We start from the raw sequence: 21,582 nt of genomic DNA, 5'->3' as shown, positions 1-21,582 counted from the left end.
ATCACCGATAGGCCAGAGTGCGGGCCCTCCCTTGTGACTTGGCGTGGTAGAGCGCCTGGTCAGCCTGTTCGGTCAGGGTCTGCCATGCTCCGTCCAGGGAGGGAACCAGATAGCTAAAGCCTATGCTAACCGTAATGAAATCAGCAACCCGCGAGGCGGGATGGGGCATTTTCAAGCGGGTAAGACCATCGTGGATCCGTCCGGCCAGCTGTTCGGCCTCACCGGGTTGCGGGGCGCAGAGCAGAATGACGAACTCCTCCCCGCCGTAACGGGCGACCAGATTGGTACAGCGCCGCTCTGCATCCCGCAGCACATGGGCCACTTGTTGCAGGCAGAGATCCCCTTTGGCATGGCCGAAGTGGTCGTTGTAGGCCTTGAACTCGTCGACGTCGATCATCAATACCGCCAGCAGGTTCTGGGTGCGTCGTGCCCACTCCCACTCCCGCTGCATGGTGATGTCCCACTGGCGCCGGTTGGCGATGCCGGTGAGGGGATCTTCCAGCGACAGCAGGGAGAGGCGGTGATTGGCCTCCTCCAGCGCACGGTTGGTCTCGGCCAGTTGCATGGTGCGCTCGGCGACCCGGGCTTCCAGCTGGCGGTTGAGGGTTTCCAGCTGCTCCTGGGTGCGCTGGCGGATCAGCAGTTGCGACAGGATGGCGGCGTACTGTTTGAAGATCTCGCTCTGATAGGCTTTGAGCGGACGGTGCCAGAGCAGGTTGTCGGCGGCGATCCAGCCGATGGGGGTGGTGCCATCCCACAGCGATACCATGGCGTTCCAGCCACGGCCCACCTGCTGCTTCTCGTAGTAGAGGGGGGTATCTTCCATCACCAGCACGTAGTCCTTGCGCCTGAGCGCCTCTTGCACCGTGGGGTGATCCGGAATGGGGCTGATGAAGTTGTGTTCATCCATCAGCTCGCCCTCTTCGCTGGTGCCCCAGGTGCCGCGCATGGTCTTGCCATCGGGTTCGATCAGGAAGATGGCAACCCGATCGAACTGCAGCTCCTTGCGGGCCAGCAGCACGGCATCCCGCAGCAGATCGTTCTCGCTGCGACTGCGGGAGAGGGTGACGCTGACCATGTGCAGCGCCTGCAACATGGTGAGGAAGGAGCCCTGCAGTGCCTGACTCTGTACCAGATCGGTCTGGGTATGGAGCCGCTGGTCCCGCTCCTGATTGACCTGGCTGGAGAGCAGGTGATTGCTGAGCTCGGCAGTCAGATAGTGGATAAGGAGCTGGATGCCCTGACGCTGGTGGGAGGAGAGGCGATCGATGCGGCGGCGGGTCTCCAGATAGATGACCCCTTCCAGTTTCATGTGACGCTTGAGAGGGAAACAGGCGCGTAACTGCGGCTGGGCGGGCTCCACATTTTCGCCGGGATCCGGCGGAGGTTGGAGTTGTTCGATCACCAGTTGTCCCTTCTCCATCGCCTTGTCGATCAGGTGGTGGGGCAGGGTCAGTTGACCGAGATGGGCGAGATCAAGCGTGGTCAGCCCCTGATCGAGCTGAAAGCTGTAGAGCTGCGGTTCGGGGGCTTTTAGCCAGAGGTAGAGGCGTTCGGCATCGGTCTTTTCACGGATGGTGGCGAGGCTCACTTCGCATAACTGAGCGAAGTTGGTGAAGTGTTCCGGGTCCCATTCCTGCATACCAATATCCCTTGGATTGTACCCAAGCGAGTATAGACATATTCCTCCTTGATTAATATGTCAGAAAGGAGAGGTGGCGCACATAATGGTTGCTTTCAGCCCTGCTGGTGGAGATATTCACTGCGTTCTTTGCCAATCGTGGCTAGAACTGTGTGCCATAACGGTATATATGGCAGCTTGTAGGGCGGGATGCTGGGCAAAAAAGAGCCCGCACGATGGCGGGCTCTCGGGCAGATCAGATGATTCTGCGTGGCTTATTCTGCCTTGGGGGCAGCCTCAGCGGGCGTTTCACTGCTATCGGCTGGCGCACTCTCGGCCGCCGGGGCTTCCGGTGCCGGGCCCGGCACCAGATCTACCGCCGGTTTGGCGATAAGGGAGCGGGTCTCTTCCACCGCTTCGGTCAGCTTCACCTCGATGATCTGGCCGAGCTCGTAGACCACTTCGGTCTTGTCCAGATAGACGCGGCCGTTGTCCCAGTTGCACTCCAGTCGATCCTTGTTGTCGAGGATATGGCGGGCAGGCAGGAAGACCACGGCGCCGTTCTCCTGCAAACGCAGCTTGAGACCAGCACGCATCACGTCGATGATCTCGGCGTTGAACACCTTGTCGGTGCCAGCATCGGCCTTGAGGTAGCGAACATAGAGCCAGTCGCCGATGTCGCGCTCCACCATGCGGTGCAGACGGCGGCAGGCGGTCAGGTGCTCGGTGAGCTCGGTGCTCGGGCGCTCGCCCGGGGTCTTGCCGGCGATGACGGCTTTGAGCAGACGATGGTTGACCATATCGCCGTATTTACGGATCGGGGAGGTCCAGGTGGCGTAAGCATCCAGACCCAGACCGTAATGGGCGCCCGGTTCGGAGGACATCAGCGCATAGCTCTGGAAGCGGCGGATCTTGCCATCCAGCCAGCGGGTGTCGAGGTTGTCGATCCAGCGGCGCAGGGCGCAGAAGCCGGAGAGGCTGGCGATCTCGTCGCGCTCGAACGGGGCTTCGGCACTCTTCAGCAGGTCGATGGCGCCGTCGAGGGACTCTTCGTCAAAGCCGGTGTGAACGTTGAAGATGCCGTAACCGACGCTCTTGCCCAGCACGCGACCGGCACAGATGTTGGCGGCGATCATCGACTCTTCCACCATGCGGTTGGCGATGCGGCGCGGCTCGACGTGGATGGCCAGCACTTCGCCATTCTCGCCCAGCTCGAAGTCGTAGTCGGGACGATCCGGGAATACCAGCGCATGCTCGGTGCGCCACGCGATGCGCGCCTCGGTCATCGCCTTCATCAGCGGCAGCTGGGCCAGTACGCCTGCGTGGATAGACAGCTCTTTGCCATGCTCGGCCCAGTCGGAGACGTCGTCATAGTTGAGACGGGCGTGGGAACAGATGCGGGCGGCGAAGAACTCGGTCTCCTCCAGCAGCAGACCATCTTCGGCGATCAGCAGACGGGCGCACAGAGTGTTGCGCTCCTCGCCCTCTTTCAGGGAGCAAAGCTCGTCGGAGAGGGTGCGCGGGATCATCGGCACGTTGCGGCCCGGCATATAGACGGTGAAGGCGCGCTGGGCCGCCTCTTTGTCCAGCTCGCTCCCTTCGGCCACATAGGCGGTCGGGTCTGCGATGGCAACCAGCAGCTCCCAGCCGTTGTCCAGCTTGGTGATGGCCAGCGCATCGTCCATATCCTTGGTCTTGGCACCGTCGATGGTAAAGAAGGGCACCTTTGTCAGGTCACGACGGGGCAGCTCCTCCTCTTCGATCACCTTCCACTCCGGCAAGTCAGCCGGCTCGACCTGGGCCAGATTGTGGCGCGCCAGCACCACCCACCAGGGCACATTGTGATCTTCCTGGGCGGCAATCTTCTGGATGATCTCGGCAGAGAAGTTGCCGTCGACCAGCGCATGGCGCTTGAGGGTGGCCACCACCCAGTCACCTTCCTTGAACTCTTTCTCATCCAGACCCTTCTTGACGCGGGCCTTGATGGCATCCTTGATCAGCGGATGGTCGGCCACCACGTTGAGGCGGTCGCGGAACATCTTGACCCGGGCCACGAAGCGGGTGACGGACTGCTCCAGCAGGGTATCCGGCTCGGCCACTTCCTTCTCTTTTTCGGTGCGGATCAGGGCGGTCACCCGGTCACCGTGCATCACCTTCTTCATGTAGGGAGGCGGCACGAAATAGCTGGTCTTCTCATCGACTTCCAGAAAGCCGAAGCCCCGGTCCGAGGCGCGGATCACACCCTCTTTCTTCGGGATGTTTTCGCGGATTTGTTGCTTGAGCTGGGCCAGCAGCGGATTGTCTTGGAACATAAGTGAGGAACCTGAAGTGAAAACCTGGGTGGAGACCTGATGAAGGATCGCCCAGCACTATACGTTTTTAGCCCTGCAAAGCCAAGGTGAATGGCCTGCTCAGCGTGGTTTCAACTGCGATCTGGCATGGTCGATAAGGCGTTGGGATAGCTGCTTGTGTACCCCTTTTTCCAGTACCCAGCGGTGCCAGTAGAGGCGTTCCGTCAGAACGTGGTCGGGACTGAGGTTGAGCAGTGACCTGCCTGCCAGCTGGCCTCTTATCTGCAATTCGGGGATGAGACAATAGGCCAACCCCTGTTCGGCCATGGCGACGAAGGCCTCTGACGAGTGGACCGTATGACAGGGATAACCGCCCGGCTCCAGCCCGAAGTGTTCTCTCATAAAGCTCACATGCATGTCATCGCGCTGATCGAACGCCACCGCCGGTGCCTTGGCCAGCGCCTCACGGGTCAGGCCGTGAGGGAAGTGGCGGGCTACGAAGGCGGGGCTGGCGGTAAGCAGATAGTTCATCTCACCGAGCTCGTCGACGCAGCAACCCGCCAGCGGCTGGGGATGCAGGCTGACTGCACCAAAGGCCTGACCCTCGCGGACCTTATCGAGGGTGCGGCTCTCGTCATCGACCAGCAGGTTGAGTTCGATGGGGTGCTGTTTCAACAAGGGGGCAATGGCGGGCAAAAACCAGGTGGCCAGGCTGTCGGCGTTGACGGCGATGCTGATCCGGATTGGTCCCTGCGGTTGGTCGGGGGTCAGCTCCCCCGCCAGTTCGAGCTCGAGCTGGTGTACCTGCCGATAGTGGGCCAGCAGCTTCTGGCCGAGTGGCGTGGCCTGCAGCGGTTGGCTGCGAATGAGCAGCGGCTCGGCAAATTGCTGCTCCAGCTGCTTGATCCGCTGGGAGATGGCCGACTGAGTGATATGGAGCGACTTGGCCGCCCGATCGAAGTTCTGCTCCTGCAGTACCGCATCCAGCGCCCGCAGCAGTTTGTAGTCCAGCTCTTTCATCTTCCCTCCCTTCCGTTGCCCAAGGGCTGACTCTACGTCACTCGGCAGGGGACAACAATGGGCGGCGGAAGGGGCGTTGCGCTGTGATTTTTGACAGTAGTGGTCAGGCCATTGAGGGAGGATACTCTCTGGTGCCGCATGGGGTAGCCCTGCGCAGATCGTAGCGACATCTTTATCCCGGGTCTGTTTTCCCGGGATTTTTTATGAGTGAACTGCCAACACCGGTGACGGTTGCCGCAGTGGATAATGGCTGGTTTGATAATGGCCCAGCAGAGGTTGGGAGACCGCCTGCGCGAAGCGCTCATCCAGATGGAAGCGGATGCCAACGCCCCTTACCGCACCCAGATCGACCGCCTGCCGATGACCGAGCCGCTCGATGGGCAGGCCAAGTCGGCGGAAGATGCGCTCCACCGGCAGGCTGACGACGGCGACCAGCTCCCGGATCCCGTGGGCATGGGCGAAGGCATAGACCTCGCGGAAGATGACGCAAGTGAGTTCGCTGACGCCATTGCTCATGCGCGGTGCGCGCTGGGCATCGATAGCCAGACGGGTGAGTTCCCAGACATCTGGGGTGCGTGGCGCGCTTTCACCGGCAAGGGCGGTGGGGAAGATGGTGGGCAGCATATAGGCATCGGCACAGTTGAGCAGACGAATACAGCCACACAGCCCTTGTTCGTCCTCGATCAGAACCCAATGGGTGTCTGGCGTGTCGAAGCTGTCACGCTCCAGGCCCCGATGAGACTCGACATCCCAGCCTAGCCGGTCGGAAAAGACGCGATTTCGAAAGCGATAGAGTTCATTCTCCACCTCGTTTCGTGGATGTTCTCTCAATTTTCCTTTAAAAACCAACATTATGGACCCTCTATCTTGCTATTCGCCGTTATAATCACATGTCTGGCCAAGGGGGCTTTCATATGAACAGAGACCAACTGCTTGAGTACCTCGAACATTTCACTTCGGTGACGGACGGCAATCGTCTGGCCGAACTGATCGGTCGCTTTACGCTCGGGATGGGCTATGACTACTATCGCTTCGCCCTGATCCTGCCGATGTCGATGCAAAGGCCCAAGGTGGTGCTGTTCAACCAGTGCCCCGATTCCTGGGTGCAGGCCTATACCGAAAACAACATGCTGGCGTGCGATCCGGTGATCCGGCTGGCACGCAAGCAGACGCTGCCCATTTACTGGAACCGCCTCGATGAGCGGGCCAGTTTTTTGCAGGAGGGAACCATGGACGTGATGGGGTTGGCAGCCGAGTTCGGGTTGCGTAACGGCATCTCCTTCCCTCTGCACGGTGCTGCCGGGGAGAACGGTATTCTCTCCTTCATCACCTCCGAGCGGGCCTCGAGCGACCTGCTGCTGGAGTCCTCGCCGATCCTCTCCTGGATGTCCAATTACATCTTCGAGGCGGCCATTCGGGTGGTGCGTTTCAGCATGATGGATAGTGCGGGTAAAGACCCCTTGACCGAGCGCGAGACCGAGTGCCTGTTCTGGGCCAGCGAAGGGAAGACCTCTAGCGAGATCGCCTGCATCCTCGGGATCACGGAGCGCACGGTCAATTACCATCTCAATCAGGTCACCCGCAAAACCGGCTCAATGAACCGCTATCAGGCCATTGCCAAAGGGGTTAGTACGGGGCTGTTGCTGCCCAATCTGGAGCAAGTTGTGGTGACCAACTTCCCCAGATTGCTGCAGTAGGCTGAGCCCACAGGCGCAACAGATTCTCCTGCCGCACTCTGAGGGTCACAATTGTCAGATCCGGTAATTGACAAGGGCTGGAACAGCGGCTGGGTATGCCGGTTTTTATTAGCAAAATGAATCAATCAGTAAATCAATGAATTTCTAAGAGGGAACTACCATCGCTATAGTGCCGCTCATTCATCATTTCGAACGGTACTCTCCATGATGCTCGCAACGACACTGCAAGGCTTCACCATCGGTCTGGCCATGATCATCCCCATCGGCGCCCAGAATGCCTTTGTGCTGAGTCGGGGCATCCATCGCAATCACCATCTGCTGACGGCCACGCTCTGCAGCCTCTGCGATCTCACCCTGATTGCTATCGGCGTATTTGGCGGAGCCAATGTGCTGGCCACCAGCCCCCTCGGCATGGCACTGCTCACCTGGGGAGGCGTGCTGTTTCTCGGCTGGTTTGGTGGCCGTTCCCTGCTCAGTGCCTGGCGTGGCAAAGGGGAGGGGCTTGCCGAGACTGCTCAGCAGATGGGGGCCAAAAGCGTGCTGGCGATGACGCTGGGTGTTACGCTGCTCAATCCTCACGTCTATCTCGATACTTTGATGCTGCTCGGCTCCCTTGGCAGTCAGGTGAGCGAGTCCCTGCGTCCGGCTTTTGCTGCGGGGGCCATGCTGGCCTCGTTGGTGTGGTTCTACTCGCTGGCGCTGGGTGCAGCGGCACTGGCGCCCTGGCTGGCCCGCAGCCGGGTGCAGCAGGGGATCGACCTGCTGGTTGGCATCATCATGCTGAGCCTGGCTGTTCAACTGGCCATAGGACGTTGAGGAAGTTAAGGCGGCAGGAATGAACGATCGGTAGCAAAAGGATGCCACTCATATGAGTGGCATCTTTGCTATTGAAAGGGTTCAGACCCTGAACTGGGAGAGCAGGCGCTGCTGCAGCAGGCTGGCCTGATGGAGCGAGGAGGCGAGTTGCAGACACTCCTGCGCCTCCTGTTCGCCGGTTCTGGCTTGCAGACTGATGCCGGAGACCTTGTCAGAGGAGTGGCTCAGGGTGTGTGACAGTTGCCCGGTAGCCACGGCCACCTGCTGCACCATGTCGGCCAGCTGGTCGATGGCGCCTTCCACCTTGAACAGGATCTGCTTGGTGTTCTCGGAGTCCTGCATGCCGGACTCCACCGTCTTGAGGTTGCGCTGCATCATCAGGTAGGCGGTCTCGGTCTGCTGCTGGATGCTGCTGATCACCTGGCTAATTTCGGCGCTCGATGTTGCGGTGCGATTGGCCAGGGTGCGCACCTCGTCCGCAACCACCGCAAAGCCACGCCCCATCTCCCCCGCGCGAGCCGCTTCGATGGCCGCATTGAGGGCCAGCAGGTTGGTCTGTTCCGAGATACCGCTGATGGTGGAAATAATCTGGCCAATCTGACCTGCCTGCTCCTTGAGGGAGTTGATGGCGATGGCACACTCGCTCACCTCTTGTACCACCCGTTGCATGCCCGCGCTGGCGGAGGCGACATACTGGCTGCTCTCGGTGGTCAGCTGGCGCACCTCGTTGGCATTGTGGGCCGCCATGCTGCAGTTGTCCGAGATACCGGTGGCGACTTGCACCATCTGTTCACTGTCGTGGTGCAGGGCCAGCGCATGTTCGGCGGTCTGGCGGCTGCTCTGGCTGATTGCCTCCACCCGGTTGACCGAGGTGTGAACGTGCTCGCTGATGTGTTGGTTGTTGTCCATGGTGGAGCTGATCATCTTCTGCAGTTTCTCGATGAAACGATCCACGCTGTTTGCCAGCGAGCCTATCTCGTCATCACGTTGCAGGTTGATGCGGGCGTTGAGGTCTCCCTCGCCGGCGGCGATATCCTGCATTCGTTTGTCCACTTGCAGCAGCGGGGTCACCAGCTTGCGGGTCAGCCAGAAGCCGCAGAGGGTGACCATGATCAGGCTCAGCAACAGGCCACCCAGCAGCAGGGTTCGGATCTTGCTGATGATGCCGTTGAGCTGGGCCACCTGATCCTCGACGGTGGCATCGCCGCTCTCCTCGATGGCAACCAGCTGTTGTCGCAGCTCATCGGCACTGACCTCATAGGCGGACTGCTGGGCCTGATAGCTGCCGAGCGCATCGACCCACTGTCCCATCAGTTGCTGATGCCGGGCCAACAGGGCGCGATACTCTGCCGACAGTGTCTTGCCGGCAAATTCGCCGGTTCCCTCGATATCGAACAGCCCGGTGCCGAGCATGCTGTCGATCGCTTCGTGGTAGAAATCGGTCGCCTCTTTCAGCTCGGCCTTGATCGCCTCTGTGACTCCTTGTCTGCGCATCTTTTCCAGCGCATAGAGCTGGCGCAAAAAGCCTATGTTGGATTCCATCCCCCCGTCGGCCGCTTCCCAGCGAGTGGAGAGGCCGCTGTTCCAGCTGATGGTCTGGTCGGGGGATTGGGTCAGCGCCTCGACCGCGCCGTCGCCGATCACCTCCAGCTGGGTCGAGAGGCGGGCCATCAGATCGGCGTTGTGATGCAGGGCCTGATCCACCTCGGTATAGGCGTGATAGAGCGCCAGCAGCTTCTCTTGTTGCTGTTGATAGTCCTGCTTGTGCTGTTCCATGGTGGCAAGGGCCGCACCATCAATGAGCTGCCCCTGGCTGACCCGGGCCAGCGCATCATCGGTCGCCGCCTTGGCAGCATCGAGTTCGGCGCGATTGAGTGGGGTTCCGTTTTGCATCTTCTGAATCTGTAGCTGTTGGTTGCCCAGCTCTATGGAGCCCTCCATGGCACCGTCGGCGGTCTGCCAGGCGGCGCCCAGCACATAGGAGAGCAGATTGGCTAGCCGCTGGCTGCCATACCAGCCAACGACCCCCATGCCCAGCGTACAGCCGAGCAATATGGCAAGACCCAGATTGGAGGTGGTAACAATTTTCATGTGATGGCCTTCCTTGGTATCGACATTGGCACCAGTTTCGGTTCCGAACGGGTTTAGTTTAGTGGTTTATCCCCCGCTCGGGGACCGGTGCGGCGCTGAAACATCCCGTGCACTGGTTGCACCCGATCAAGCATGGTGGAAAATTGGATAAAAAGCCTCTCTGACTACGCGGGTGTTGCAGCCCTATGCTGGATACTTATCCAGTTATTCTTTATGCTATGAGCCAATTTACGAATAGTTGTATTGGTGAGGAGAGAGCCGTGATTGGTCGCTTGAGAGGCATTGTCATTGAAAAGCAGCCCCCCGAGGTCCTGCTGGAAGTGGGCGGGGTTGGCTATGAGGTACAGATGCCGATGAGCTGCTTCTATGATTTGCCGGAGATCGGCAAGGAAGCGACCATCCATACTCACTTCGTGGTGCGGGAAGATGCCCAGTTGCTCTATGGTTTCAACCACAAACAGGAGCGGGCACTGTTCCGCGAGCTGATCAAAACCAACGGAGTCGGCCCCAAGCTGGCGCTGGCTATTCTTTCCGGCATGACAGCTACCCAATTCGTGCTGAGTGTCGAACGTGAAGAGATAAGCTCTTTGGTCAAACTGCCGGGAGTCGGCAAGAAGACCGCCGAGCGGCTGGTGGTGGAGATGAAGGATCGCCTCAAGGGCTGGGTCAGTCACGACCTCTTCTCCCCGGCCATGGTCACCTTGCCAGCCAGTGAGCCCGAATTGCGGGCCCCTGATGTGACCGAAGAGGCGGCCAGTGCGCTGGTGGCCCTCGGTTACAAGCCGCAGCAGGCGAGTCAGATTGTCAGCAAGATCGCCAAAGAGGGGATGTCGGTGGAAGATATCATCCGTGAATCCCTGCGTAGCCTGGTATGAGGTAGTTGATGATTGAAGCAGACCGCCTCATCTCGGCCAGTGCCGCCCGTGAGGATGACATTATTGACCGGGCTATCCGCCCCAAGAAGCTGGCTGACTACACCGGTCAGGATACCGTCTGCGAACAGATGGAGATCTTTATCGAAGCGGCCCGTCAGCGGGGCGAAGCGCTCGATCACCTGCTGATCTTCGGCCCTCCGGGCTTGGGCAAGACCACCCTCGCCAACATCGTCGCCAACGAGATGGGGGTCAATATCAAGACCACCTCCGGCCCGGTGCTGGAGAAAGCGGGGGATCTGGCGGCTCTGCTCACCAACCTTGAACCGAACGATGTGTTGTTCATCGACGAGATCCACCGTCTCAGTCCGGTGGTGGAGGAGGTGCTCTATCCGGCGATGGAGGATTACCAGCTCGACATCATGATCGGGGAGGGACCCGCAGCTCGCTCCATCAAGCTGGATCTGCCTCCCTTCACCCTGATTGGCGCCACCACCCGGGCAGGTTCACTGACCAGCCCGCTGCGGGATCGTTTTGGCATCGTCCAGCGGCTGGAGTTCTACAACGTCAAGGATCTGACCGATATCGTCTCCCGCAGCGCCCGTTGTCTGGGGCTCGAGATGACGGAAGATGGTGCCATTGAGGTCGCCCGTCGCTCTCGCGGCACGCCGCGGATTGCTAACCGTTTGTTAAGGCGGGTGCGCGACTTTGCCCAGGTGAAATCCGATGGCCGGATCGACGGCCCCATTGCTGCTCGCGCCATGGACATGCTGGATGTCGATAATGAAGGCTTCGACTTCATGGACCGCAAGTTATTGTTGGCTGTGATAGACAAGTTTATGGGGGGCCCGGTGGGTCTCGATAATCTGGCCGCCGCGATCGGGGAAGAGAAAGATACTATCGAAGATGTGCTGGAGCCTTATCTGATCCAGCAAGGGTATCTGCAACGTACACCCAGAGGACGGATTGCGACCACACGAGCCTACGCTCATTTCGGTCTTCAGCGACCAGATGAGAAGTAAAAACAGTCGTTTGAACATGAAACCGCCGTCAAAGGCGGTTTTTTATTATCCGGGCAAAAAAAAGCCCACGGCGGATGCGGTGGGCAAAGACAATTCAGGATGGATGTTCACAGACAGTGAGTGCGTCTGGACACAGACCGGAAAATAAACAGGTGAGCCGTCGCGAGCTCTCAGAGTCGGTTCAGTTGATAGAGCTGAACAAAGGAAAGCTTGTAGTAACGGATGGTTTTAGCAACAAACTTTTTCATCTTCGATTCCAATAGACAGGTTCAAATTGATCGTCGAATACGTACCGTGAACCCGGATTAACCGGCCTGTATCCAAGGGTATGCCCTCACTGCGAGGCGCATTGTAGGAGTTCGAATCGACCCCGGCAAACAAGAAAAATTGCACTCTTCAAATTAGTTTATCTAATGTCTTTATTGATGAAATTGGTTCGCATGAGTATGCATTCTTTGCAATTTTAAATTGAGTTTTCGAATCAGATTGACTGACTCGGATAACATGGAAAAAGGCGCGTCATTCACGCTTTTCAAATTAAACCGAGTGGCGGGATGTTAAATTCTTAAATTGATTTAAATCAATGTTTTACGCTTTATCGTGTTTTGTGATCTGGCTCGCGTCAATAATCGTGAAATAGATTAAAAATGCCTTTCAAAGCCATGTATGGCGGGTCCTTTTACATTGATTTCAATCAAATAAAGGTGATATAAAAACCCGGTCATCATGGGCGAGAATAAATTTAGGCTGATTGTTTTGGAATTGTTAAACATTAGCTTTATTTGTGTTCTCGTATTGCCTTGTTGTTAATGCCAGTGGTTACTGAACGCGTTTTGTTGTGACACGTCCCAATAAGGCTCATTCGCTAACCTCCAACGGAAGCTTTGTGCTTAAAACTTAAAATAGCCGTGCCAATAATCGGTGAGGAAACATCATGATTGCTGAGCATGTGGTAGACCTATCGCGGTTCCAGTTCGCTGCGACGGCCCTTTATCACTTTTTGTTTGTACCCCTGACGCTGGGAATGGCCTTTCTCCTGGCGATCATGGAATCCGTCTATGTGATGACCAACAACACCATCTACCGGGACATGACCAAATTCTGGGGTAAGTTGTTTGGTATCAACTTTGCCTTGGGGGTCACCACAGGTCTGGCCATGGAGTTCCAGTTCGGGACGAACTGGGCTTACTACTCCCATTATGTCGGCGATATCTTCGGGGCCCCGCTGGCTATCGAAGGGCTGATGGCCTTCTTCCTGGAGTCCACCTTCGTCGGTATGTTCTTCTTTGGTTGGGATCGTCTGAGCAAGCATCAGCATCTGGCTGCCACCTGGTTGATGGCGCTGGGTACCAACCTTTCAGCCCTCTGGATCCTGGTCGCCAACGGCTGGATGCAGAACCCGGTCGGTGCAGAGTTCAACTTCGAATCCATGCGGATGGAGATGATGAGCTTCGCTGACGTGGTGCTCAACCCGGTTGCTCAGGTCAAGTTCGTCCACACTGTGGCGGCTGGTTATACCTGTGGCGCCATGTTTGTGCTGGGTATCTCCTCCTACTACCTGCTGAAGAATCGTGATGTGGCGTTCGCCCGTCGCTCCTTCGCCATTGCCGCTGCGTTCGGTATGGCTTCCATCGTGTCCGTTCTGATCCTCGGTGATGAATCCGGTTACGAGACCGGTGAAGTGCAGAAGGTGAAACTGGCCGCTATCGAAGCTGAGTGGGAGACCGAACCTGCTCCGGCTGCCTTTACCCTGTTCGGTATTCCGAATCAGGAAGAGATGCGCACCGACTACGCCATCAAGATCCCCTATGCGCTGGGCATTATCGCGACCCGTTCTCTGGACGGTCAGGTAACCGGTCTGAAGGATCTGAAGAGCGAGCACGAACTGCGCGTTCGTAACGGTATGACCGCTTACGACTTGCTGACCAAGCTGCAATCCGGTGACAAGTCTGACGAGACCCGCGCTCGCTTCGACGAAGTGAAGCAGGATCTGGGCTACGGTCTGCTGCTCAAGCGCTACACCAGCAACGTGACCGATGCTACCGACGAGCAGATCAAGGCCGCCGTGGATGACTCCATCCCGCAGGTACTGCCGCTGTTCTTCGCCTTCCGCATCATGGTTGCCGTCGGCATGCTGATGCTGGTGTTGATTGGTATGGCCTTCTATGACAGTGCCCGTCACCAGATCGGCAAGCGCAAGTGGCTGCTCAAGGGTCTGCTGTGGGGTATCCCGCTACCGTGGATCGCTATCGAAGCTGGCTGGTTTGTTGCTGAATATGGTCGCCAACCTTGGACCATTGCAGAGGTGTTGCCGACTTCCCTCTCTGCATCCAACTTGCCTGCAGCCGAGATCTGGTTCTCTCTGATCGGTATCTGCCTGTTCTATACCGTACTTCTGGTTATCGAGATGTACCTGATGTTCAAGTATGCCCGTCTTGGCCCCAGCAGCCTGAAGACTGGCAAGTATCACTTTGAACAGATCAAGGCATAAGGAGAGCGACCATGTTTGATTACGAAACTCTGCGTGTCATCTGGTGGGCTCTGGTCGGCGTACTGCTGATCGGTTTTGCCATCACTGACGGCTTCGACATGGGGGTAGGCGCACTGCTCCCGTTCGTCGGCAAGAAAGATGTCGAGCGCCGCGTGATGCTCAACACCATGGGACCGCACTGGGAAGGTAACCAGGTTTGGCTGGTCACTGCCGGTGGTGCCTTGTTCGCCGCCTGGCCGATGGTGTATGCCGCGACCTTCTCCGGCTTCTACATCGCCATGATCCTGACGCTGATGGCGCTGTTCCTGCGTCCGGTCGGTTTCAAGTACCGCTCCCTGCGTGCTGATGCCAAATGGCGCAGCAACTGGGACTGGGCCTTGTTCGCCGGCAGCGCCGTACCGCCCATCGTCTTTGGTGTGGCCTTTGGCAACCTGCTGCAAGGCGTTCCGTTCGAGTTTAACCAGTTCATGATGTTGACCTATCACGGCAACTTCTTTGGTCTGCTTAACCCGTTCGGCATTCTGGCTGGTCTGGTGAGTCTGTTCATGCTGCTCACCCAGGGCGCAACTTGGTTGATGATGAAGACCGACGGTGAAGTGCTGGCGCGTTCCCGCACGGCCGCCATGATCTGCTCACTGCTGACTCTGGTGCTGTTTGCTGCCGCGGGTTGGTGGGTAAGCGGTATGGAAGGGTATGTCATCGTCAAGGCTGCCGCGACTGACGCGGTATCCAACCCGATGAACAAGGAAGTTGTCCTGCAGGCTGGTGCCTGGATGAACAACTACACCCTCTATCCGTGGATGGTGGCTGCCCCTGTACTGGGCCTGGCCATGAGCCTGCTGACTGCGCTGTTTGCCCGCATGAACATCGGCTGGCTGGCGTTTACCAGCTCCTCGCTGGCGATTGCCGGGGTCATCCTCACTGCCGGTTTCTCCATGTTCCCGTTCGTGATGCCCTCAAGCCTTGAGCCGTCACTGAGCCTGACCATGTGGGATGCTACTGCCTCTTTCAACACCTTGCAGGTGATGACTGTGGCTGCAGCGATCTTCGTACCGATTGTGCTGGGTTACACCATCTGGACTTACATCAAGATGTTTGGCCGGGTAACCAACAAGCACATCGAAGATAACCAACAATCTCTCTATTAAGAGGTGCGCTGACAATGTGGTATTTCACCTGGATCCTGGGGCTGTTGCTGGCCTGTGCATTTGGCATCATCAATGCGCTGTGGCTGGAACACACCGAGAACATGGATCGTCAGATCGATGAAAACAAGTGATCGACTCGCCAGGCTGGCCGCTCCACTGGAGCGGCAGCCGTGGCAGGGGTTGATGTTACTCGCGGCGGCCTTGTTGGCCGTCGCTATTTTACAGGCCCCCAATCTGATCGCGGCCAACACCAGCGAGCATGGTCTCTGGCTTGCTCCCTGGCTGATGTGGGCCGTCTGTTGTGGCGTACTTAACGGGCTTGGCTTTCATCTGAAAAGCCTGCCCGGACGTGTGCTGTTCAACCCCTGGCTCGCCTGGCCCAGTTTGTTGTATGGCCTCTGGCTGACACATTCATATTTCCTTTCATAAAAAACGGGGGGAGGCAGGATTTCCCTGTCTCCCCCTGCTTCTTTCCTATTCAGCCCTGCGCTATGATAGCCCCCCATCTGACTGTCGAATGGATCACAGATTGTTATGGGGGAAGTCTTTGAGTTTCCGGTGCGTGTCTACTACGAAGACACCGACGCCGGGGGCATCGTCTACAACGCCAATTATCTCAAGTTTATGGAACGTGCTCGCACCGAGTTTCTTCGTGCCAAAGGGGTCGAACAGGACGTCTGGCTGCAGGAGGGATATGCCTTCGTGGTGAGCCGAACTGAGATCGATTTCCGCTCGGCGGCCCGTTTTAATGAACTATTGAATGTATTAACGCAAGTGATTGAAGTGAAACGCGCATCCCTGCGCTTTTCGCAGCAGATCCTGGCGGCTGATGGACGACTGATCACCCAGGCCATGGTACAGATAGCCTGTGTCAGTTATCCGCAAATGAAACCTGTAGCTATACCTGAAAAAATCAAGGGAGTGCTGTTAAGTGCACGCTGAAATTTCGTTTATTGGCCTGTTTTGGCAAGCCAGCCTGTTGGTAAAACTGGTCATGATGACCCTGATGAGCATGTCTATTGTCTCGTGGGCGCTGATTATCCAGCGTTCAAAGGCGATCAAGGCGGCCAATCTCGCATCGGAACAGTTTGAAGATCGCTTCTGGTCAGGGGTCGATCTCAATCGCCTCTATCAGGAGTCCTCTTCCCGCCGCGATGATATCGAAGGCATGGAAGATATCTTCTACTCCGGCTTCAAGGAGTATGCCCGCTTGCTCAAGGCCGGTGCCCGTGGTCAGGATGCGGTGATGGATGGTACCTACCGCGCCATGCGCGTCTCCCTCTCCCGCGCGGTGGATGATCTGGAATCCAACCTGCCGGTGCTGGCGACCATCGGTTCCATCAGCCCCTATATCGGTCTGTTTGGTACCGTATGGGGGATCATGAACGCCTTTATCGCCCTGGGTCAGGTGCAGCAGGCCACCCTGCAGATGGTGGCACCGGGTATCGCGGAAGCGCTGATCGCCACTGCCATGGGTCTGTTTGCCGCTATCCCGGCGGTTATTTTCTACAACCGCTTCTCCAACAAGGTAGAGCGGCTGGAGAACGCCTACGCCAACTTCATGGACGAGTTCACCACCATTCTGAACCGTCAAATTGCACAGCAGCAGGGTGATCAGTAATGCAAACCTATCAGCGGATCCGGCGCAAAAAGGTGGCCGAGATCAACGTGGTTCCCTATATCGACGTCATGCTGGTGCTGCTTATCATCTTTATGGCGGTCACGCCGGTGATCACGCAAGGGGTCAAAGTGGATCTGCCACAGGCTGAGTCCGAGCAGTTGCCGGAAGATGCCAAGCCGCCCTTCATCGTCAGCGTCAATACCGAAGGCGAGTATGTCATCAAGGCTGGCGAAGCCGATGACGAGCCGGTGCCAAGCGGCACGCCAGAGGCGATGCAGCAATACATCACCGAAAAAGCCATGGGCTATCTGGCGATCAACCAGAATGCCCCCGTGGTGGTCGCGGGTGACAAGGCCGTGCGCTACGAAGAGGTGATCCTGTTGATGGTGGCCCTCAAGAATGCGGGTGTGCCTCAGGTTGGCCTGATGACAGATCCGGTGAACTAACGGAGATGGATGTGAAGCGTGGTATTTCCGGTTATCTCATCGCGTCGTTTCTGCTGCACCTGATCATCGGCATCATCCTGTTTGTCGGGCTCGATTTCAGCAAACCGAAACGACCCGAATCGAAGGGGCAGATCGTCAATGCCGTCATGCTCGATGAGAACTTCCTCAACGAACAGGCCAAGCAGATCCAGCAGCAGAAATCTCAGCCCAAGCCTCAAAAGGTAGAGAAAGAGAAGGATAAGGAAGACACGGATCTCGCCAAGCGCGAGCTGGCTCAGAAACAGGAGCAGCTTCGCATCGCCGAGACCAAGCGCAAGCAGGCCGAAGAGGCGACTCGCAAGGCCGAGGCCGAGAAGCAGAAGAAGGTTGCCGAGCAGAAGCAGGCGGAAGAGAAGGCCCAAAAAGCCGAGGAAGCCCGCAAGCTGGAAGAACAGAAGGCCAAGAAGGCCGAAGCCGAGCGTAAAGCGGCGGAAGCCGAGAGCAAGGCGTTGGCGCTGAAGAAGAAAAAGGAACAAGAGAAGAAAGAGGCTGAAGAGAAGGCCAAGGCGGCAGAAGCCAAGGCCAAGAAAGCGGAAGCTGACAAGAAGGCCAAAGCCGAAGCCGAGAAGAAAGCTAAGGCAGAAGCAGAGAAAAAAGCCAAAGCCGAGGCCGAGAAGAAGGCCAAGGAAGAGGCTGAGAAAAAGGCAAAAGCTGACGCAGAGAAGAAAGCCAAGGCAGAGGCCGAAAAGCAGGCCAAGATCGCGGCTGAGCGCAAGCGTAAAGCCGCCGAGCAGGCCAAGCTGCAAAAAGAGATGGAAGAGATGATGCAGCAGCAGCTGTCGGCTGAGGCCAATGCTCGCAGTCAGGCGGCATCGGCAGCAGCCCAGGGCGAAGTCGACAAATATGCGGCGCTCATCAAGGCCACTGTTGAGCGGTATATGATTTTGGATCCCACCATGCGGGGCAAAACATGTACTATCGGCGTACGTCTTGCGAGCAGTGGCTTTGTCATATCGGTAGATAACGGCCAGGGTGACCCGGCGGTCTGTCGTTCCGGTAAGGCGGCTGTTCTGAAAGCCAATCAACTGCCTGTGCCCAAGGATCCTGCGGCATTCGAGATGTTGAAGGAATTTAACCTGAAGTTAGAACCGAGTATCTAAGCGTGATAAAACGAGGTTGCTTGCCTCCGGTTGGCAACCTCTCGCCGAGAAAGGAATTTAACCTCTCATCTATATTGGAACCGAGTATTTAAGCCATGATCAGAAAAGTATTTTTTGCTTTGGTTGGCTGTTTGTTGCTGGGCCAGAGTGCCCAGGCGGCCCTGGACATCGTCATCACCGGCGGTATTGATAGCGCACGCCCCATCGCTGTCGCCCCCTTCAAGTGGGAAGGTAACGGGCAGTTGCCGCAGGACATCGCGGAAGTGGTCTCCAACGACCTGATGCGCAGCGGCAAGTTCAAGCCGCTGGCCCGTGGCCAGATGCCGCAGACCCCGAGCAGCAGCAGCGAGATCAACTTCGCTCCCTGGGCCTCCCAAGGGGTTGAAGCCGTGGTGGTGGGTTCCATTTCGGCAGTCGGTGACGGCACCTACAAGGTCAACTTCGAGCTGGTCGATGTGCTGAAAGGCCAGCTGGCCAAGGCGCAAGGTGGCGAGAGCAACGGTTACATTCTGGATAGCCGCATGGCGACCATCCCGGGGGCCCAGATGCGCCAGTTTGCCCACCGTATCTCAGACATCGTCTATGAGCGTCTGACTGGCGAGCGCGGTGCCTTCCTGACCCGTCTGGCTTATGTCTCTGTACAGCAGGGTACCCAGTTCCCGTACCAACTGCGTATTTCTGACTACGACGGTTACAACGAGAAAACCCTGCTGCGCTCCCGCGAACCGTTGATGTCTCCAGCCTGGTCGCCGGATGGCAGCAAGCTGGCTTACGTGAGCTTCGAGAACCAGAAGTCCGAAATCTACGTACAGGATATCTACACCCAGCAGCGCAGCCTGATCACCAGTTTCCGCGGTATCAACGGGGCGCCGGAGTGGTCTCCGGATGGTCGTCGTCTGGCTATCGTTCTCTCCAAAGATGGTTCACCGAACCTCTATGTGGTTGATGTCGCTAGCAAGCAGCTGACCCGCGTCACAACCAGCCGTGTGATCGACACCGAACCCTCCTGGATGCCGGACGGGCAAAATTTGTTGTTCACCTCTGAACGTGGTGGCAAACCCCAGATTTATAGCGTAAATTTGGCGACTGGTATGACTCGCCGGATGACTTGGGAAGGTGAATCCAACCAGGGTGCATCCATCACTCCTGATGGCAAAATCATGGTGATGGTGACCCGTGTTCAGGGACAGTATCGTATTGCCCGTCAGGACATGGAAAACAATGCCCTGTTGGTCCTTACCCAGAGCGCTCTGGATGAGTCGCCAAGTGTGGCTCCCAATGGCAGCATGATCATTTATGCCACCATCTATCAGGGTCGTAAGAGTCTCGCGTTGGTGTCGACTGATGGTCGCTTCAAGGCTGTGCTTCCGACCAGTAGCGGTGAAATTCGTGCACCAGCTTGGTCGCCCTTCTTGAATTGATAAAAATCCAATTGTTTTTTGTTTTGTTATAAAGGTTTAAGGAAATAGCATGCAACTCAATAAACTGCTCAAGGGTTTGGCCATCGCACTGCCACTGTTCACCCTGGCTGCTTGTAGTTCTTCTTCTGATTCCGACGCCGCTGGCGCTGAATCAGGTATGACCGACGGCATGGGCGGTGTACAAACCGGCGGCGCCAACGGCATGTTGTCCCCGGAAGAGCAGATGCGTCAGAAGTTCGAAGCACTGCAGCGTGACAACGTGATCTACTTCCCGTTCGACGGTTACGATATCCAGGGTCAGTACGCTGATCTGCTGGATGCCCACGCCAGCTACCTGCGCGAGCGCCCGAGCGTGAAAGTCCTGATCGAAGGTCACGCCGATGAGCGCGGTACTCCGGAGTACAACATCGCCCTGGGCGAGCGTCGTGCCAAGGCTGTTGCCAAGTATCTGCAAACCCTGGGTGTGCAGGCCGAGCAGCTCTCCATCGTCAGCTATGGCGAAGAGAAGCCGCTGGACATGTCCCACACCGAGGATGCCTTTGCCAAAAACCGCCGCGCGGTTTTGGTTTACTAAGGTTTGAACCGAACGAAGTTCGTTTATATGCAAGCGGCCATTTCGATGGCCGTTTTATTTGCACTAAACGCCAAGGTTTGATCCGAATGAAATCTGCATATGCGAGCGACGATGGCGCTGGCCGTTTTATCTGTACTAAACGCTAAGGTTTGATCCGAATGAAATCTGTGTACAAGCAAGCTGTCGTTGCGCTGGCCGTAATGGTTGCTCTGAATGCGCAAGCTGCGGCTCCTGTCAGCGATCTGGGCGGTGACTCGGGTGGTGGCGTTGTCCTTAGCGGCAACAACGGTGCCATCGTGCCCACCGGTAGCCTGGAAGATCGGGTTGCCCTGCTGGAGCGCACCCTCAATGCCCGTCTGCGACTGCAAGCTGAATTGCAGCAACAGGTCGACTCCCTGCAAGGGGAGGTCTCCGAGCTGCGTGGTCAGCTGGAGCAGCAGACCTACCAGATGGAACAGTCGCAAGAGCGCCAGCGTCAGCTCTACCAGGAGCTCGACAAGGTTGCCAGCAGCCAGCAAGCTGCTCCAGCCGCCCCGGCCCCTGCTGCTGCCACACCGGCTGCTGCCGCCAATTACTCAACCAATCAGGATGAGAACCAAGCCTACGACGCAGCGGTCAACATGGTGCTCAAAGAGAAGAACTACGACAAAGCGATTCCGGCTTTCCAGGGCTTCATCAAGCAGTACCCCAATTCGGGCTATGTTCCCAATGCACACTACTGGCTCGGCCAGTTGCTGTTCAATAAGGGTGACAGAGCCGGTGCCTCGGCCCAGTTTTCGACCGTGGCCAACAAATACAGCAAATCCCCCAAGCGAGCCGATGCGCTGCTGAAGCTGGGTATGCTGGCGCAGTTGGATGGCAAGAAGGCGGAAGCCAAATCCTTCTATGAGCAGGTGATCAAGGGCTATCCCAACACCTCGCCGGCCCAGTTGGCCAAACAGAGTCTGGCCAAGCTGTAACATTGCTGTATGTCACTGTTTTCGTAACGCTACTGTAAAAACAGCCTGCATTTGTACGCACAGTGAGCAAACGGATTTAAATTACGAATTTTCTGTTGCACCGGAAATTTAAATCCGTAATATAGGCCGCCGTCAGAGCCGAAGCAGTAATGCAGTCGGAACTGGTCGTGGTGAGGGTCGTTAGCTCAGTCGGTAGAGCAGTTGACTTTTAATCAATTGGTCGCTGGTTCGAATCCAGCACGACCCACCATTTTCTCCACTCGGTGGAGACAGAATTCCCAGGTCGTTTAGCTCAGCTGGGAGAGCACCTCCCTTACAAGGAGGGGGTCACTGGTTCGATCCCAGTAACGACC

General features: G+C 57.3%; 20 protein-coding genes and 2 tRNA genes. 17 read left to right on the top strand and 5 right to left on the bottom strand.

Annotated elements, in window-relative coordinates:
- Position 1: 1 nt before the first annotated feature.
- The 4 genes from OKB77_RS13655 to OKB77_RS13640 form a co-directional block, all read right to left on the bottom strand.
- A complete protein-coding gene (locus OKB77_RS13655) occupies positions 2 to 1,642 on the bottom strand; it encodes a sensor domain-containing diguanylate cyclase (RefSeq protein WP_270817842.1) in 1,641 nt (546 codons plus the stop codon).
- Positions 1,643 to 1,896: 254 nt separating this feature from the next.
- Positions 1,897 to 3,933 (bottom strand): exoribonuclease II, encoded by a 2,037-nt coding sequence (locus OKB77_RS13650; protein ID WP_270817841.1) that lies wholly within the window; start codon positions 3,931 to 3,933, stop codon positions 1,897 to 1,899.
- Between the two features lie 99 nt (positions 3,934 to 4,032).
- Entirely contained in the window at positions 4,033 to 4,932 is a 900-nt protein-coding gene (locus tag OKB77_RS13645) for a LysR family transcriptional regulator ArgP (RefSeq protein ID WP_270817840.1), read from the bottom strand.
- Between the two features lie 201 nt (positions 4,933 to 5,133).
- On the bottom strand, positions 5,134 to 5,784 hold the full coding sequence (locus OKB77_RS13640) for an acyl-homoserine-lactone synthase (protein WP_236269406.1): 651 nt from the start codon (positions 5,782 to 5,784) through the stop codon (positions 5,134 to 5,136).
- Between the two features lie 62 nt (positions 5,785 to 5,846).
- On the opposite strand from OKB77_RS13640, the gene OKB77_RS13635 reads away from it, so the two are divergent.
- Positions 5,847 to 6,629 carry a LuxR family transcriptional regulator gene (locus tag OKB77_RS13635; protein ID WP_005335753.1) on the top strand — a complete coding sequence of 261 codons (783 nt, stop codon included), beginning with the start codon at positions 5,847 to 5,849 and terminating at the stop codon, positions 6,627 to 6,629.
- Positions 6,630 to 6,836: 207 nt separating this feature from the next.
- Entirely contained in the window at positions 6,837 to 7,445 is a 609-nt protein-coding gene (gene lysE / locus OKB77_RS13630) for an L-lysine exporter (RefSeq protein ID WP_201990068.1), read from the top strand.
- Positions 7,446 to 7,526: 81 nt separating this feature from the next.
- Here lysE and OKB77_RS13625 read toward each other — a convergent pair whose 3' ends face one another.
- Positions 7,527 to 9,536 carry a methyl-accepting chemotaxis protein gene (locus tag OKB77_RS13625; RefSeq protein WP_270817839.1) on the bottom strand — a complete coding sequence of 670 codons (2,010 nt, stop codon included), beginning with the start codon at positions 9,534 to 9,536 and terminating at the stop codon, positions 7,527 to 7,529.
- Positions 9,537 to 9,796: 260 nt separating this feature from the next.
- On the opposite strand from OKB77_RS13625, the gene ruvA reads away from it, so the two are divergent.
- From ruvA to OKB77_RS13550, 15 genes are all read left to right on the top strand, one after another.
- Positions 9,797 to 10,411, top strand: coding sequence for a Holliday junction branch migration protein RuvA (ruvA, locus tag OKB77_RS13620; RefSeq protein ID WP_005335746.1), 615 nt, complete (start codon positions 9,797 to 9,799; stop codon positions 10,409 to 10,411).
- 8 nt (positions 10,412 to 10,419) lie between these two features.
- Positions 10,420 to 11,430, top strand: coding sequence for a Holliday junction branch migration DNA helicase RuvB (gene ruvB / locus OKB77_RS13615; protein WP_033135661.1), 1,011 nt, complete (start codon positions 10,420 to 10,422; stop codon positions 11,428 to 11,430).
- 934 nt (positions 11,431 to 12,364) lie between these two features.
- Positions 12,365 to 13,921, top strand: coding sequence for a cytochrome ubiquinol oxidase subunit I (locus tag OKB77_RS13610; RefSeq protein ID WP_005335743.1), 1,557 nt, complete (start codon positions 12,365 to 12,367; stop codon positions 13,919 to 13,921).
- A gap of 11 nt (positions 13,922 to 13,932) precedes the next feature.
- Positions 13,933 to 15,069: a cytochrome d ubiquinol oxidase subunit II gene (cydB, locus tag OKB77_RS13605; RefSeq protein WP_005335741.1), complete on the top strand. Its 1,137-nt coding sequence runs from the start codon at positions 13,933 to 13,935 to the stop codon at positions 15,067 to 15,069.
- A gap of 14 nt (positions 15,070 to 15,083) precedes the next feature.
- Positions 15,084 to 15,200: a cytochrome bd-I oxidase subunit CydX gene (gene cydX / locus OKB77_RS13600; protein ID WP_005304933.1), complete on the top strand. Its 117-nt coding sequence runs from the start codon at positions 15,084 to 15,086 to the stop codon at positions 15,198 to 15,200.
- Complete coding sequence (locus OKB77_RS13595) at positions 15,187 to 15,498, top strand: cyd operon YbgE family protein (RefSeq protein ID WP_041202810.1); 312 nt, start codon at positions 15,187 to 15,189, stop codon at positions 15,496 to 15,498. The genes cydX and OKB77_RS13595 overlap by 14 nt, the downstream gene beginning before the upstream one ends.
- A gap of 105 nt (positions 15,499 to 15,603) precedes the next feature.
- On the top strand, positions 15,604 to 16,011 hold the full coding sequence (gene ybgC / locus OKB77_RS13590; protein ID WP_123172353.1) for a tol-pal system-associated acyl-CoA thioesterase: 408 nt from the start codon (positions 15,604 to 15,606) through the stop codon (positions 16,009 to 16,011).
- Positions 16,001 to 16,690: a protein TolQ gene (gene tolQ, locus OKB77_RS13585; RefSeq protein WP_005335735.1), complete on the top strand. Its 690-nt coding sequence runs from the start codon at positions 16,001 to 16,003 to the stop codon at positions 16,688 to 16,690. The genes ybgC and tolQ overlap by 11 nt, the downstream gene beginning before the upstream one ends.
- A complete protein-coding gene (gene tolR / locus OKB77_RS13580) occupies positions 16,690 to 17,136 on the top strand; it encodes a protein TolR (protein ID WP_005335733.1) in 447 nt (148 codons plus the stop codon). Before tolQ ends, tolR begins: the two co-directional genes overlap by 1 nt.
- Before the next feature lie 5 nt (positions 17,137 to 17,141).
- Positions 17,142 to 18,275 carry a cell envelope integrity protein TolA gene (tolA, locus tag OKB77_RS13575; protein ID WP_013723471.1) on the top strand — a complete coding sequence of 378 codons (1,134 nt, stop codon included), beginning with the start codon at positions 17,142 to 17,144 and terminating at the stop codon, positions 18,273 to 18,275.
- 95 nt (positions 18,276 to 18,370) lie between these two features.
- Positions 18,371 to 19,696, top strand: a complete 1,326-nt coding sequence (gene tolB, locus OKB77_RS13570) for a Tol-Pal system beta propeller repeat protein TolB (protein ID WP_005335728.1) — start codon at positions 18,371 to 18,373, stop codon at positions 19,694 to 19,696.
- Positions 19,697 to 19,745: 49 nt separating this feature from the next.
- Positions 19,746 to 20,270 carry a peptidoglycan-associated lipoprotein Pal gene (gene pal / locus OKB77_RS13565; protein WP_005304908.1) on the top strand — a complete coding sequence of 175 codons (525 nt, stop codon included), beginning with the start codon at positions 19,746 to 19,748 and terminating at the stop codon, positions 20,268 to 20,270.
- Between the two features lie 158 nt (positions 20,271 to 20,428).
- Entirely contained in the window at positions 20,429 to 21,229 is an 801-nt protein-coding gene (gene ybgF / locus OKB77_RS13560) for a tol-pal system protein YbgF (protein ID WP_064341673.1), read from the top strand.
- A 174-nt stretch (positions 21,230 to 21,403) separates the two neighbouring features.
- Positions 21,404 to 21,479, top strand: a tRNA-Lys gene (locus OKB77_RS13555).
- A gap of 31 nt (positions 21,480 to 21,510) precedes the next feature.
- Positions 21,511 to 21,582, top strand: a tRNA-Val gene (locus tag OKB77_RS13550).

Origin of the sequence: Aeromonas sp. Y318-3, from assembly GCF_027706185.1 — a bacterium.
Taxonomy (GTDB): domain Bacteria; phylum Pseudomonadota; class Gammaproteobacteria; order Enterobacterales; family Aeromonadaceae; genus Aeromonas; species Aeromonas veronii.
Note: the sequence above shows the minus strand (reverse complement) of the source record. Positions and strands in the feature narration are given on the sequence as shown.

What these genes read in the sequence shown, in the direction of transcription:
- OKB77_RS13650 (WP_270817841.1), bottom strand. Translation starts at nt 3,933, where the DNA reads ATGTTCCAAGACAATCCGCTGCTGGCCCAGCTCAAGCAACAAATCCGC.
- cydB (WP_005335741.1), top strand. Translation starts at nt 13,933, where the DNA reads ATGTTTGATTACGAAACTCTGCGTGTCATCTGGTGGGCTCTGGTCGGC.
- OKB77_RS13640 (WP_236269406.1), bottom strand. Translation starts at nt 5,784, where the DNA reads ATGTTGGTTTTTAAAGGAAAATTGAGAGAACATCCACGAAACGAGGTG.
- lysE (WP_201990068.1), top strand. Translation starts at nt 6,837, where the DNA reads ATGCTCGCAACGACACTGCAAGGCTTCACCATCGGTCTGGCCATGATC.
- OKB77_RS13625 (WP_270817839.1), bottom strand. Translation starts at nt 9,536, where the DNA reads ATGAAAATTGTTACCACCTCCAATCTGGGTCTTGCCATATTGCTCGGC.
- tolB (WP_005335728.1), top strand. Translation starts at nt 18,371, where the DNA reads ATGATCAGAAAAGTATTTTTTGCTTTGGTTGGCTGTTTGTTGCTGGGC.
- OKB77_RS13610 (WP_005335743.1), top strand. Translation starts at nt 12,365, where the DNA reads ATGATTGCTGAGCATGTGGTAGACCTATCGCGGTTCCAGTTCGCTGCG.
- ybgF (WP_064341673.1), top strand. Translation starts at nt 20,429, where the DNA reads ATGAAATCTGTGTACAAGCAAGCTGTCGTTGCGCTGGCCGTAATGGTT.
- OKB77_RS13645 (WP_270817840.1), bottom strand. Translation starts at nt 4,932, where the DNA reads ATGAAAGAGCTGGACTACAAACTGCTGCGGGCGCTGGATGCGGTACTG.
- ybgC (WP_123172353.1), top strand. Translation starts at nt 15,604, where the DNA reads ATGGGGGAAGTCTTTGAGTTTCCGGTGCGTGTCTACTACGAAGACACC.
- cydX (WP_005304933.1), top strand. Translation starts at nt 15,084, where the DNA reads ATGTGGTATTTCACCTGGATCCTGGGGCTGTTGCTGGCCTGTGCATTT.
- pal (WP_005304908.1), top strand. Translation starts at nt 19,746, where the DNA reads ATGCAACTCAATAAACTGCTCAAGGGTTTGGCCATCGCACTGCCACTG.
- tolR (WP_005335733.1), top strand. Translation starts at nt 16,690, where the DNA reads ATGCAAACCTATCAGCGGATCCGGCGCAAAAAGGTGGCCGAGATCAAC.
- OKB77_RS13655 (WP_270817842.1), bottom strand. Translation starts at nt 1,642, where the DNA reads ATGCAGGAATGGGACCCGGAACACTTCACCAACTTCGCTCAGTTATGC.
- OKB77_RS13635 (WP_005335753.1), top strand. Translation starts at nt 5,847, where the DNA reads ATGAACAGAGACCAACTGCTTGAGTACCTCGAACATTTCACTTCGGTG.
- tolA (WP_013723471.1), top strand. Translation starts at nt 17,142, where the DNA reads ATGGATGTGAAGCGTGGTATTTCCGGTTATCTCATCGCGTCGTTTCTG.
- OKB77_RS13595 (WP_041202810.1), top strand. Translation starts at nt 15,187, where the DNA reads ATGAAAACAAGTGATCGACTCGCCAGGCTGGCCGCTCCACTGGAGCGG.
- ruvB (WP_033135661.1), top strand. Translation starts at nt 10,420, where the DNA reads ATGATTGAAGCAGACCGCCTCATCTCGGCCAGTGCCGCCCGTGAGGAT.